This is a genomic window from Streptomyces sp. NPDC057307, from assembly GCF_042667665.1.
GTDB lineage: Bacteria > Actinomycetota > Actinomycetes > Streptomycetales > Streptomycetaceae > Streptomyces.
This window is the reverse complement of the sequence record NZ_JBHUZM010000006.1, coordinates 79,440-92,393: the sequence shown is the minus strand read 5'-3', so window position 1 is coordinate 92,393 and position 12,954 is coordinate 79,440. Positions and strand designations below refer to the sequence as shown.

General features: G+C 71.2%; 13 protein-coding genes and 1 tRNA gene. 9 read left to right on the top strand and 5 right to left on the bottom strand.

From position 1 onward, the window contains the following. Window positions 1–8 precede the first annotated feature (8 nt). Window positions 9–530 (bottom strand): universal stress protein, encoded by a 522-nt coding sequence (locus ACFUN8_RS04260; protein ID WP_356590306.1) that lies wholly within the window; start codon window positions 528–530, stop codon window positions 9–11. 366 nt (window positions 531–896) lie between these two features. Between ACFUN8_RS04260 and ACFUN8_RS04255 the strand changes: the two genes are divergently transcribed. From ACFUN8_RS04255 to ACFUN8_RS04220, 8 genes are all read left to right on the top strand, one after another. After that, window positions 897–1,235 (top strand): hypothetical protein, encoded by a 339-nt coding sequence (locus tag ACFUN8_RS04255; RefSeq protein WP_383631152.1) that lies wholly within the window; start codon window positions 897–899, stop codon window positions 1,233–1,235. A gap of 386 nt (window positions 1,236–1,621) precedes the next feature. Next, the gene (locus tag ACFUN8_RS04250) at window positions 1,622–2,839 is read left to right on the top strand and encodes a helix-turn-helix domain-containing protein (protein ID WP_383631149.1); all 1,218 of its coding nucleotides are present in this window, start codon (window positions 1,622–1,624) and stop codon (window positions 2,837–2,839) included. A gap of 10 nt (window positions 2,840–2,849) precedes the next feature. Next, a complete protein-coding gene (gene orn / locus ACFUN8_RS04245) occupies window positions 2,850–3,443 on the top strand; it encodes an oligoribonuclease (RefSeq protein ID WP_382563439.1) in 594 nt (197 codons plus the stop codon). 149 nt (window positions 3,444–3,592) lie between these two features. Next, a tRNA-His gene (locus ACFUN8_RS04240) sits at window positions 3,593–3,665 on the top strand. Between the two features lie 141 nt (window positions 3,666–3,806). Further along, the gene (locus ACFUN8_RS04235; RefSeq protein WP_383631145.1) at window positions 3,807–5,159 is read left to right on the top strand and encodes an extracellular solute-binding protein; all 1,353 of its coding nucleotides are present in this window, start codon (window positions 3,807–3,809) and stop codon (window positions 5,157–5,159) included. A 5-nt stretch (window positions 5,160–5,164) separates the two neighbouring features. Continuing rightward, window positions 5,165–6,190, top strand: coding sequence for a carbohydrate ABC transporter permease (locus tag ACFUN8_RS04230; protein WP_383631244.1), 1,026 nt, complete (start codon window positions 5,165–5,167; stop codon window positions 6,188–6,190). Beyond that, window positions 6,187–7,056 carry a carbohydrate ABC transporter permease gene (locus ACFUN8_RS04225; protein ID WP_383631142.1) on the top strand — a complete coding sequence of 290 codons (870 nt, stop codon included), beginning with the start codon at window positions 6,187–6,189 and terminating at the stop codon, window positions 7,054–7,056. The genes ACFUN8_RS04230 and ACFUN8_RS04225 overlap by 4 nt, the downstream gene beginning before the upstream one ends. A 66-nt stretch (window positions 7,057–7,122) precedes the next feature. Further along, window positions 7,123–8,547: a glycoside hydrolase family 1 protein gene (locus ACFUN8_RS04220; RefSeq protein ID WP_383631139.1), complete on the top strand. Its 1,425-nt coding sequence runs from the start codon at window positions 7,123–7,125 to the stop codon at window positions 8,545–8,547. A gap of 203 nt (window positions 8,548–8,750) precedes the next feature. On the opposite strand, the gene ACFUN8_RS04215 is transcribed toward ACFUN8_RS04220, so the two are convergent. Both ACFUN8_RS04215 and ACFUN8_RS04210 read right to left on the bottom strand, forming a co-directional pair. After that, window positions 8,751–10,139, bottom strand: coding sequence for a sensor histidine kinase (locus ACFUN8_RS04215; protein ID WP_383631136.1), 1,389 nt, complete (start codon window positions 10,137–10,139; stop codon window positions 8,751–8,753). Continuing rightward, window positions 10,136–10,867, bottom strand: a complete 732-nt coding sequence (locus ACFUN8_RS04210; RefSeq protein WP_383631133.1) for a response regulator transcription factor — start codon at window positions 10,865–10,867, stop codon at window positions 10,136–10,138. Before ACFUN8_RS04210 ends, ACFUN8_RS04215 begins: the two co-directional genes overlap by 4 nt. Window positions 10,868–10,917: 50 nt before the next feature. Between ACFUN8_RS04210 and ACFUN8_RS04205 the strand changes: the two genes are divergently transcribed. Beyond that, entirely contained in the window at window positions 10,918–11,478 is a 561-nt protein-coding gene (locus tag ACFUN8_RS04205; RefSeq protein ID WP_383631130.1) for a hypothetical protein, read from the top strand. A gap of 34 nt (window positions 11,479–11,512) precedes the next feature. Here ACFUN8_RS04205 and ACFUN8_RS04200 read toward each other — a convergent pair whose 3' ends face one another. Then, entirely contained in the window at window positions 11,513–12,397 is an 885-nt protein-coding gene (locus tag ACFUN8_RS04200) for a spermidine synthase (protein ID WP_383631127.1), read from the bottom strand. 95 nt (window positions 12,398–12,492) lie between these two features. Next, window positions 12,493–12,945, bottom strand: a complete 453-nt coding sequence (locus ACFUN8_RS04195; RefSeq protein WP_383631124.1) for a hypothetical protein — start codon at window positions 12,943–12,945, stop codon at window positions 12,493–12,495. Window positions 12,946–12,954: the final 9 nt, after the last annotated feature.

Here is a 12,954-nt window from a genome sequence, read left to right as displayed (position 1 = left end):
AGACGCGGCTACGGGATGACCACGACGGGCCGTTGGGCCCGTCGTGCCAGCCGTCCCGCCACCGTGCCGAAGATGCGTCCGACGATGCCGTGCGTGGAGCCGACGACGATCGCGTCCGCCGAGTACTCCTGGCCGACCTCTTCGAGTTCGTGGCAGATGTCGCCGCCGCGCTCGACGAGGATCCACGGCACCTCGGCGAGGTAGTCGGCGCAGGCGAGTTCGAGGCCGAGCACTTCGGTGCGGTGGTCCGGCACATCCACGAAGACCGGCGGCTCGCAGCCCGCCCAGACGGTGGTGGGCAGCCGGTTGGCCACATGCACGATGATCAGGGCTGAGCCCAGCCTGCGGGCCATGCCGATGGCGTACGCCAGCGCGCGCTCGCTCGATGTCGAGCCGTCGAAGCCGACGACCACTCCGTGCCGGAAGGCGGGATCACAGGAGTGGCGCGTCTCTTCGGCCGCTTGCAGGTCCGACGCGGGGTCGGTCAACTGCTCGCGGTCAGCGGGTTCGGGGATTTCGTGACCGGCCATCGATGTCTCGGCGAGGAAGGTCCTTGTGTGAAGGAGCAACAATTGACGGGGCAACAAAGCTGTGTCTGGGAATCATCTTCCCAACCCCTTACCCCCAAGGGTACGGCGACACTCCTCTTTTTCGCCCAGGGACCGCCGCCGCGGTCGCGGCGTCCCAGGGGAGCATGCCCGAGCCCGTCAGGGATCGCAACGCCGGATGGCAGGTACACAGGGACCCGGCGGGGGGCGTGAGCGACGACCCGGAGGGCGGGCCACCCGGGGGGTGGTAAGTGACCGGACGGCCGGACGTCTCGTTGATCATGGGTCCCCCGTAGTCGACGCAGTCACTCCAGTCACCACAGCCACCCCCGTCACCAGGGAGCTCACGTGTCCGTACGACCGCACCACCACGCCTCCCCCTCGGGCCCGGAGTCCGCGTCGGCCACATCGAGCGCGTCCGCGGCGTCCGCCGAGTCCGCGAGCGATGTGGTTCGCTGGGCCGCGTTCAGCTGTGTGCTCGTGCCGGTGGTGCTTGTCGTTTTCGGTACTTCCGTCGGCGGGGCCGCCGTGCCCGCGCTCGGCCTTCTCGCCGTGACGGCGGTCTGCCGGCTCCTGCTGCGCCGCTCGGAGCAGTCGCTCCGTGCCCAACGTACGGCGGGTAACACCAGGCCCCAGGGGGCGCATCGGGGCGCGCGGACGCGTGGCCGGAGCACGCCGGGAGACTGACGCTTCCTGGTCCGCACACCCGTAAGTTTTCAGCCAACTTCACCCCTGAGACCCATCCTTGGCGAAATGGCCTGCCAACCCCCTTGCCACCAGGGCAGAGAGCCTCTTTCCGGCCGCGAAGAGCCTACGGGGACGGGCCATGCGCGCGAGGCGCACTTCCCTGTGGGCCGTGCGGGTGGAACGCTTCGTGATCGAATGCTTCGCGCCAAGTTGCCTTGTCGACATAGCGCCGGATGGAGAACTTGTCACGCCGGCACCACGGGACGCAGTAGATTCGATCATGAGTAGCGAAGAGTGGGGTCCCGTGCAAAACCGAGGGGAATCGTGCAGGAGCGAAAGACCCGACACGAACGGGGAGACGCGAACACCGAGGGGGGCTTAGCGCCATGAGCCAGGACTCCATTGCCGCACCGGAGTCAGCACGGAAGCTTTCCGGCCGTCGCCGCCGGGAAGTCGTCGCTGTGCTGCTGTTCAGTGGTGGGCCCATCTTCGAGAGCTCCATTCCGCTCTCTGTGTTCGGCATCGACCGCCAGGATGCCGGGGTTCCGCGATACCGGCTGCTCGTGTGCGGTGGGGAGGAAGGCCCGCTCCGCACCACCGGCGGGCTCGAACTCACCACGCCCTACGGCCTGGAGGCGATCAGCAGAGCGGGCACGGTGGTGGTCCCCGCCTGGCGGTCGATCACCTCGCCGCCGCCGCCGGAGGCGCTCGACGCGCTGCGCAGAGCGCACGAGGAAGGCGCCCGGATCGTCGGACTGTGCACCGGCGCGTTCGTGCTCGCCGCGGCCGGCCTGCTGGACGGCCGACCGGCGACCACGCACTGGATGTACGCGCCGACGCTGGCCAAGCGGTATCCGTCCGTCCATGTGGATCCGCGTGAGCTGTTCGTCGACGACGGCGATGTGCTCACCTCCGCCGGGACGGCGGCCGGAATCGATCTGTGTCTGCACATAGTGCGTACGGATCACGGGACGGAGGCCGCCGGGGCACTGGCGCGCAGGCTCGTCGTCCCACCGCGGCGCAGTGGCGGTCAGGAGCGCTATCTGGACAGGTCTTTACCAGAGGAGATCGGCTCCGACCCGCTCGCCGAGGTCGTGGCCTGGGCGCTGGAGCATCTGCACGAGCAGTTCGACGTGGAGACTCTGGCGGCCCGCGCCTATATGAGCCGCAGGACGTTCGACCGCCGCTTCCGATCGCTCACCGGCAGCGCGCCGCTGCAGTGGCTGATCACGCAGCGCGTGCTTCAGGCGCAGCGGCTGCTGGAGACCTCCGACTACTCGGTCGACGAGGTCGCCGGCCGCTGCGGCTTCCGCTCGCCGGTGGCACTGCGCGGGCACTTCCGGCGTCAGCTGGGTTCGTCCCCCGCCGCGTACCGGGCCGCCTACCGGGCCCGCCGTCCGCACGGGGACCAGCTCGCGTCGTCCCCGGTGGACCACGTGCCGGCGCAGGCGTCCCCGCAGCTCCGGCGGACAGCGGCGGCAGCCTCCCCGTCCGGCTCCGCGACGGCCTCGTCGTCGGTGCCGGAGCCGGTCAAGTCCTACTCGGAGGCGTTCGCCTCCGGTCAGGGCCGCCCGAGCCTGCCCGGTCAGCGGAGCGCACCGTAGGGTAAGGCGTATGAACGATCGAATGGTGTGGATCGACTGCGAGATGACCGGGCTCTCGCTGACGGAGGACGCACTCATCGAGGTGGCCGCCCTGGTCACCGACTCGGAGCTGAACGTGCTCGGCGAAGGGGTCGACATCGTCGTGCGTCCCCCGGACGCGGCGCTGGAGACCATGCCCGAGGTGGTGCGGCAGATGCACACCGCCTCGGGCCTGCTCGACGAGCTGGCCGGCGGCACCACCCTGGCCGAGGCCGAGCAGCGGGTGCTGGAGTACGTACGCGAGCAGGTCAAGGAGCCGGGGAAGGCGCCGCTGTGCGGAAACACGGTCGGCACCGACCGCGGCTTCCTGCTGCGGGACATGCCGGAGCTGGAGGGCTACCTCCACTACCGGATCGTCGACGTCTCGTCGGTCAAGGAGCTGGCGCGCCGCTGGTACCCGCGCGCCTACTTCAACAGCCCGGAGAAGAGCGGCAACCACCGGGCGCTGGCGGACATCCGCGAATCCATCGCGGAGCTGCGCTACTACCGCGAGGCGGTCTTCGTGCCGCAGCCGGGCCCGGACTCGGACACGGCGAAGGCGATCGCGGCGAAGCACGTGCTGTGACGTACACGGTGTCGTACGCCGTGACGGGTACGCGGCGAGGCGCACCGGCCGCACGGCCCCTCGGCGCCCGGAATAACTCGGGCGCGAGCACCCTCGCGGACCCTGTACACTTTTTCTCGGCCGGTCGGGCACAGGATTGACCGGGCATGGTGGGTATAGCTCAGCTGGTAGAGCACCTGGTTGTGGTCCAGGATGTCGCGGGTTCAAGTCCCGTTACTCACCCTGACGAATGAAGGGCCGGTTCGCGCGAGCGGACCGGCCCTTCGTCGTGTCGCCGCCCGGTCCCTTGACACCTCCCATGTGAGCGGGGACGCTCGACCCGTTCCGTGGGAGCGCTCCCACGTCCGTCCAGGGAAGGACGTCATGCGCACACATTCCCGTGCGTCCCGTCGGCTGGTGGGCCTCGCGGTCGTCGCCGCGCTCGGGGCCGGGCCGCTCACCGGATGTGCCGAGGACCCGGCCGAGCCCGCGGTCGGCGTCGCGACGAGCGGCGGCGGCACAAGTGGCGGCGGTGACGGCAACGGCGGGACCACGCTCACCGTGGGAGTCTTCGGGGCCTTCGGTCTCAAGGAGGCCGGGCTGTACGACGAGTACATGAAGCTCAACAAGGGCGTCGTCATCAAGCAGACGTCCATCGAGCGGAACGAGAACTACTACCCGCAGCTCCTCACCCACCTCGGCAGCGGCAGCGGACTCGCCGACGTCCAGGCCGTCGAGGTCAACAACATCGCCGAGATCACCGCCACCCAGGCCGGCAAGCTCGTGGACCTGGGCCGGACCGAGGGCGTACGGAAGGACAGCTTCCTGCCCTGGAAGTGGTCGCAGGCCACCACCGCCGACGGGAGGACCGTCGGCCTCGGCACGGACATCGGGCCCCAGGGCATCTGCTACCGCCGGGACCTCTTCGCCAAGGCCGGGCTGCCCACCGACCGTACGGCCGTCGGGAAGCTGTGGGCGGGCGACTGGCGGAAGTATCTGGCGGTGGGGAAGCGCTTCAAGGCACGGGCGCCCAGGGGGACGGTCTTCGTCGACTCGGCGTCCGGGGTGATGGCGGCGATCACCGGCGGGAACGAGAAGCGCTTCTACGACGCGGACGGCAAGGTCGTCTACAAGACCAACCCGGCCGTACGGCGGGCCTGGGACACCGCAGCCGAGTTCGCCCGCGAGGGACTGACCGGCAAGCTCCAGCAGTTCACACCCGCGTGGGACCAGGGCTTCGCCAACGCGACCTTCGCCACCGTCTCCTGTCCGGCCTGGATGCTCGGCTACATCCAGGACAAGGCCGGCGCCGCGGGCAAGGGCAAGTGGGACGTGGCGGCGGCGCCCCGGCCGAGCAACTGGGGCGGCTCGTTCCTGACCGTGCCCGAGGCCGGGCGGAACAAGGCGGCGGCGGCCCGGCTCGTCGCCTGGCTGACCGCGCCCGAGCAGCAGGCGAAGCTGTTCGAGCGGCGCGGCAGCTTCCCGAGTGCCCAGGCCGCGTACGACCTGCCGGCCGTCTCCGGCGCGCGGCACGCGTACTTCGGCAACGCGCCCATGGGGCGGATCTTCGCGGGCGCGGCGGAGGGCGTGCCGGTCCAGATCGTGGGTCCGAAGGACCTGATCATCGCCCAGAACCTGGCGGACGTCGGCATGCTCCAGGTCGACCAGAAGGGCCGGTCGTCGAAGCAGGGCTGGGACGCCGCGGTGAAGGCGATCGACAACGCGCTGGACCAGTGAGCGACATGACGGGCGTGGCGGGTGACGCGACCACGGTGGTGCCCTCCGGGTGGGAGGAGGGCACGGCGCCGCTTCCGGAGCCGGCCGGCCGCCCGGACCGGCGGCGGGAGGAGCGGAGACGGGAGCGGCGCGCCCGGTGGCACCGCAGGGACACGCGGTGGAGCCCGTACGCCTTCGTCGCGCCCTTCTTCCTCTTCTTCGCCGTCTTCGGCCTCTTCCCGCTCCTCTACACCGGCTGGGCCTCGCTGCACCGGGTCGAACTCACCGCGCCCGACGACATGGAGTGGGTGGGCCTGCGCAACTTCTCGCGGCTGCTCGGCGACGAGTTCTTCTGGAACGCCCTCCGGAACACCGTGACCATCGGACTGCTCTCGACCGTCCCGCAGTTGCTGATCGCGCTGGGCATCGCGCATCTCCTCAACCACCGGCTGCGCGGCTCGATGTTCTTCCGGGTGGCCGTCCTGACGCCGTACGCCACGAGTGTCGCCGCGGCCACGCTGGTCTTCGTGCTGCTCTTCGGCCGTGACCACGGAATGATCAACTGGGGTCTGGGGCTGGCCGGTCTCGACGCGGTCGACTGGCAGAACGGCACATGGACGTCCCAACTGGCGGTCTCCACCATCGTCGTGTGGCGGTGGACGGGCTACAACGCGCTGATCTATCTGGCGGCGATGCAGTCGATCCCCGACGAGCTGTACGAGTCGGCGGCGCTCGACGGGGCCTCGCGGTGGCAGCAGTTCCGGCATGTGACGATCCCGTCCCTGCGTCCCACGATCCTCTTCACCTGTGTCGTCTCGACGATCGGCGCGACCCAGCTGTTCGGTGAGCCGCTGCTGTTCAACGGCGGCGCGGGCGCGACGGGCGGCTCCGACCATCAGTTCCAGACGCTGGGGCTCTATCTGTACGAGCAGGGCTGGGTGAATCTGCATCTCGGCCGGGCTTCGGCGATCGCCTGGGCGATGTTCCTGATCCTGCTGATCATCGGCGCGGTGAACTGGCTCGTCGCCCGCCGGCTGCGGAGGAGTTCATGACCGCCACAGGAGAACCGACTTCGAGAACGCGGCGCGCCGCCGGGCGGCACCGGCACGCGGGGCGGCTCACCTACGCCGTACTGATCCTGTTCGCCGCCGGTTCGCTGTTCCCCCTCGTCTGGACGGCGATCGCCGCGTCCCGCAACACCACGCGGCTGGCACAGACTCCCCCGCCCTTCTGGTTCGGCGGGAATCTCGTCCGCAATCTCCGTATCGCCTGGACCGACGCCAACATGGGTACGGCGCTGTTCAACACGCTCCTGGTGGCGGGCACCGTGGCCGCCGCGACGGTGCTGTTCTCGACGCTCGCGGGCTTCGCCTTCGCCAAGCTCCGCTTCCGGTTCAAGAATCTGCTTCTGCTGCTGGTGATCGGCACGATGATGGTGCCGCCGCAACTCGGTGTCGTACCGCTGTACATGCTGATCGCCGAGTTGTCCTGGACCGACCGGCTGCAGTCCGTCGTGCTGCCCACGCTGGTCAGCGCGTTCGGGGTGTTCTTCATGCGGCAGTATCTGGTGCGGGCGCTGCCGACCGAGCTGGTCGAGGCGGCGCGGGTGGACGGCGCGAGCAGTTGGCGGGTCGTGTGGCACGTCGTCTTCCCGGCGGCGCGGCCGGCGATGGCCGTGCTGGGCATGCTGACCTTCGTACTGGCCTGGAACGACTTCTTCTGGCCGATCATCGCGCTCACCCAGAACGGCAACCCCACCGTGCAGGTCGCGCTCACGGGCCTCGGCCGCGGCTACATTCCCGACCAGTCGGTGATCATGGCCGGCGCCCTGCTCGGTACGCTTCCGCTCCTGCTGGCCTTCGTGATCTTCGGCAGGCACATCGTCGGTGGCATCATGACAGGTGCGGTGAAGGGCTGACCGCGTGTTTTCCCCGGTTCGCCGACCCGCGGCCGACCCGCCCACTCCCCGACCCGGAGCGCACCCATGTCCCTCAGTTTTCCGTCCGACTTCATATGGGGCACCGCCACCGCCGCCTACCAGATCGAGGGCGGCGCGCGGGAGATCGGCCGTACCCCGTCGATCTGGGACACCTTCAGTCATACGCCCGGCAAGGTCGAGAACGGCGACACCGGTGACACCGCCGCCGACCACATCCACCGCCGGGCCGAGGACGTGCGCCTCATGGCGGACCTCGGGGTGAACGCGTACCGGTTCTCGGTCTCCTGGTCGCGCGTCCAGCCCATCGGGCGCGGCCCGGCCGTGCAGCGCGGTCTCGACTTCTACCGCAAGCTCGTCGACGACCTGCTGGAGCGCGGTATCCGGCCCGTCCTCACCCTCTACCACTGGGACCTGCCGCACGATCTGGAGACGGCGGGCGGCTGGCCGGTGCGCGAGACGGCGTTCAGATTCGCGGAGTACGCGCGGATCCTGGGTGACGCGCTCGGCGACCGGGTCGACCGGTGGGTGACCCTCAACGAGCCCTGGTGCAGCGCCTTTCTGGGGTACGCCTCCGGTGTGCACGCGCCCGGCCGTACGGATCCGGTGCTGGCGCTGCGGGCCGCGCACCATCTCAACCTCGGTCACGGGCTGGCCACGCAGGCGCTGCGGACGGTGCTGCCCAGGCGCGCGCAGGTGACCGTCTGCCACAACGCCGCGGCGGTCCGGGCCCGTTCGCAGTCGCCGGACGACCTGGACGCCCAGCGCCGTATCGACGCGCTGGCGAACCGGATCTTCACCGGGCCGATGCTGTCGGGCGCGTACCCCGAGGATCTGTTCAAGGACACCGCGCGGATCACCGACTGGTCCTTCGTGAAGCCCGCGGACACGGCGACGATCCACCAGCCGCTGGACTGGCTGGGCATCAACTACTACACGCCGCACCTGGTGTCGGCCGCGGCGGGCACCGGCGCGGACGCCTCCCGCCGTGACAGCCACGGGCACGCGCACGGCGCGGGCGAGAAGTCCCCCTGGCCGGGCGCCGAGTCCGTGACGTTCCATCAGCCGCCGGGCGAGGTGACGGAGATGGGCTGGTCGGTCGATCCGACCGGGCTGTACGACGTGCTGATGCGCTACACCCGCGAGGCGCCCGACGTGCCGCTGGTGATCACCGAGAACGGCGCGGCGTACGACGACAAGCCGGACGCGGAGGGCGCCGTGCACGACCCGGACCGGATCCGCTTCCTGCACGGGCATCTGTCGGCGGCGCACCGCGCGATGGCCGACGGGGCGGACGTACGCGGCTACTTCCTCTGGTCGCTGCTGGACAACTTCGAGTGGGAGCGGGGCTACGGGAAGCGCTTCGGCGCGGTGCACGTCGACTACGAGACGCAGTCGCGTACGCCGAAGTCCAGCGCCCGCTGGTACGCGCGTCTGACGGAGACGGGCGTCCTGCCGGACGCGGCCGCGTAGGACGTGTCAGGGGCGCGTCCCGGCCGGGTGGGGGGTCGGGTGGCCGGCCGGGACGCGGTGGGGTGGCGACCGGTGGGGGCGGCAGCCGCGCGGGTGGTGCGGTCTCGCGTTCAGCACGCTAGCCGCCCCGATCCGGACAAGTCACCGATAGCGGACGGGCGTTGCCCTTCTTGAGGTCCCCTTAAGGAACCATTGGGAGCGGATTAATGATCGGCCCGCCGACGCCGCAGCCGGTGCCCGCGGCGCTCCCCGGTGGACCGCGTGGCGCCACGGCCGCCGAGTCCGATCCAGATCCGTATCTCCGTGCCGCCGAGCATGGAGCGCCCGATGCGTACGTCTCCGCCGGTCGACTCCGCGACCCTGCGCACGATGTCGAGCCCGAGCCCCGTCGAGCCCTCGCCGGCGCCGCTGTTGCCGCGGACGAGGGCCGCCTCGGGGTCCGCGATCCCGGGGCCCGCGTCCGAGATCAGGACGATCACGGCGTCGTCGGCGTGGTGGACGTCGACGGCGAAGGCGGTGCCCTCCGGGGTGTGCCGGAAGACGTTGCCGAGCAACGCGTCGAGCGCGGCGGCCAGTTCGGGCCGGGCGACGGGGATACGCACGGGGCGGCCGACCCCGGCCAGCCGTACCGTCCGGCCCTCGTCCTCGGCCAGCGCCGACCAGAAGTCCATCCGCTCCCGGATGACTTCGGAGACGTCGCACCCCACGCCGGGCATCGTCGCGCGGGTCTGCGGCTTGGCCTTGCGGGCCGTACGGATGATGGTGTCGACCTCGCGCTCCAACTGCGCGACGGCCGCGCGCGTCTGCTCGGCGGCCGGGCCCTCGCCCAGTGACGCGGCGTTGAGGCGCAGCACGGTGAGCGGGGTGCGCAGGCGGTGCGAGAGGTCGGCGGCAAGTTCCCGTTCGTTGGCGAGGAGTTGGACCACCTGGTCGGCCATCGAGTTGAAGGCGATCGCGGCGGACCGCAGCTCCGTGGGGCCCTTCTCCGGGACGCGGGCGCCGAGCCGGCCCTCGCCGAGGTCATGGGCGGCGCCGGCCAGTTGCTGGGCGGGCTGGACCATCCGTACGCCGAGGCGGTCGGCCACGGCGACCGAGCCCACGATCAGCGCGATGCCCACACCCGCGAGGACCAGCCAGGCGGTGGCGACGCCGTTGGAGACCTCGTCCTCGGGGACGAACACCTCGATGATGGCGATCTTCCCGGTGGAGATCGCGATCGGCTGGAGCAGCGAGGACCCGCCGCTGACGTCGGCTATGGAGGCCCTGCCCAGCTCCTCGGTGGCGCGCAGGTCCTTCTGGGCGGCCCGGCGGGTGCCGATCTCCATGGGCACGCTGCCCGGCTCGCCGGAGGCCGGCACATGGACGGCCAGCTGTCCCGTGTCACCGATGGGGCTGGACTCGACGGCCCACTCCAGCTGTTCGCGGCCCTGGGCGATGGAGAGGACGGGGCCGAGGGTCGCGGCCTGCCGCTCGGCGTTGGAGAAGGCGCGGTCCTTGGCCATCTCCTTGATGACGAGCCCGAGCGGGACGGCGAAGGCGAGCACGACCATCGCGGTCACCGCCAGCGAGACCCTGACCAGCGCCCATCTCATGACAGTGGTTCGTACGCGCCGGGGCCGGACGACGGCGTCCGGGGGGCCGGGGGCTCCAGCTTCACGCCGACGCCGCGCAGGGTGTGCAGATAGCGGGGCCGGGCCGCCGTCTCGCCCAACTTCCGGCGCAGCCAGGACAGATGGACGTCGATGGTCTGGTCGTCGCCGTACGACTGCTGCCACACCTCGGCCAGCAGTTCCTTGCGCCCGACGACGACACCGGGCCGTCCGGCGAGGAAGGCCAGCAGGTCGAACTCACGGCGTGTCAGGTCCAGGCGCTTCCCGTCGAGTTCGACCTGGCGGCGCAGCGGGTCGATGGCGAGTCCGCCGACGCGGATGACGCGCGAGGGCGGGTCGTCGGCGGTGGCGCGCGAGCGGCGCAGCACGGCGGCCATCCGGGCCGACAGGTGCTCCACCGAGAACGGTTTGGTGAGGTAGTCGTCGGCGCCGTCGTTCAACAGCCGTACGATCTCAGCCTCGTCGTCCCGCGCGGTGGCGATGATCACCGGTACGTCGGTGATCCCGCGCAGCATCTTCAGCGCCTCGGACCCGTCGAGATCGGGCAGTCCGAGGTCGAGGATGACCACGTCGAAGCGGAAATGGGCCACCTCGCGCAGCGCCTCCAGGGCGGTACCGACGCTGCGTACGGTGTGCGACGCGTCGGTCAAGTGCCTGATGAGGGCGGAGCGTACGAACTGGTCGTCCTCGACCACGAGCACACTTGGCATGGGCGGCACCGTACGCCATCCGGGGACAGGCGCGGGGCGGGTGGTGCAGTATGGCCCCGATGCGCAGAGGACTCGTACATGCCATGGCGTGGACGCTCGCGACCGGGGCGGCGGTCACGCTGTCCTGGTGGGGCGTGCACACGGTCGTGGTGGGCACGGTGTACGACAGGCCGCGGGCGCTGCCGATCACCGGGGACAGCGCGACGACGCAGCGCGCCCGGCCGCGGTCCTCCTCGACGCACCGCCCGCCGAGCCCGCCGCCCTCGCCGTCGGCCACCGCGTCCCCGGAGCCGTCCAGGACCTCCGACGACAAGCCCTCGGCGACACCGCCCGCGAAGCCGTCGAAGAAGGCGCCGCCGACGGACACGGGCGCGGACTCCGCCGCCAACGGTGAGGTGCGGAGCTATCCGGTCGACGGCGGGCGGGTCGTCTTCGATCTCGGCACCGACTCGGCCGAGTTGGTCTCGGCGACGCCGGAGGCGGGGTGGCAGATGCAGGTGTGGAAGCAGGACCTCTGGATCCGGGTGACGTTCACGCAGGGTGACCGGGAGGTCTCGGTCTTCTGCACGTGGCACGACTCGGCGCCGCGGGTACAGGTCGACGAGCGATAGGTCGCCGACGGAGCACGGGCGTCGACGCGGGTGTTCAGTCGAAGGAACCGGCGGGCGGTACGGGTGACGGCTTGGCGTTCGCGTCGGTGACGGGCGCCGCGCCGCCGGTGAAGTCCGTGAGCGACCGCCCGTGTTCCACCCGTCCCGGATGCGGATCGCCCGCGACCCGGCGCGTCAGCTCGGCGACGGGCAACTCCCGGTCGGACGCGAGGAGTACGGCGTTGCCGAAGCGCCGGCCACGCAGTACGGCGGGGTCGGCGGCGAGCGCCAGTTCGGGGAAGACGGTGGCGGCCGTGGCGATCTGGGACCGCAGATGCGCGAGCGGCGGCCCGTCGGCGAGGTTGGCCGCGTAGGCGCCGCCGGGGCGCAGCACCCGCCGTACGTCGGCGAGGAATTCGGCGCTGGTGAGATGCGCCGGGGTACGGGCTCCGTCGAAGACGTCCGTGATCACCAGGTCCGCCCAGTCGTCGGGCACCTTGGCGAGTCCGGCCCGCGCGTCGGTGGAGCGGACCCGGATCCGGGCGGCCGGGTCCAGCGGCAGTTCCCTGCGCACGAGTTGGACCAGCGGCGCGTCCAGCTCCACGATCTGCTGAGTGGACCGGGGGCGGGTCGCCGCGACGTAACGGGCGAGGGTGAAGGCGCCACCGCCGAGGTGCACCACGTGCAGCGGCTGGTTGGCGGGAGCGACGAGGTCCGCGACATGACCGAGTCTGCGCTGGTAGGCGAAGGAGAGATGGGTCGGCTCGGCGAGGTCGACGTGCGACTGCGGGGCGCCGTCGATCAGCAGCGTCCAGGCGCGGGAGCGCTCACGGTCGGGCACCAGCTCGGCGAGGCCGCCGTCGACCGGCTCGGTGACGGTCTCGGGCCCGGGGACACCTCGTCCACGTCGCCTGTTCTTCGCCGCCGGATTCTTCGCCACCGGTCCATTATCGCCCGGCGGCGCGCAGCGGCACGCGTTCACACCGGCACGCGCTCACCGACGCTCGCTCACCGGCAGGCCGGCACCGGGACGCGTCAGCGGTGGCCGTCCGCCGCCTCGATCAGCCGGGCCGCCTCGCCGAGGGCCTCCCGCAGCACCGCCGGGTCCGTGACCTCCCCGACCCCGGCGTCGGGCGGCAGCAGCCAGGCGCCGCCGGTGACGGGCGGCTCGGCCGGGACACGCAGCCCCCGGCCGGCCGTCTCCGTACACGCGCTGCCGGGCATGTCCCAGCCCGCCGCCGTGCCGGGCGGCACCAGAAACCCGAGGTTGTCGCAGTTGACGTCGAGGAGCACGGGCCCCACCGCCGGGGCCTCGCCCGCGCCTCGGCGCAGGATGTCGACGGCCTCCAGCCCTTGGCGGGCCGGCACGGTCACCAGGTCGCACGGCACGCCGTGGTGCCCGTGAGAAGCGTCACCGGGCGGCGGATCGCCCGCCTCGGCCGTGGGCTTGTGCTGAGCAGTCGTCCATGAGCTGTCACTGGTCTTCATACCGACCTC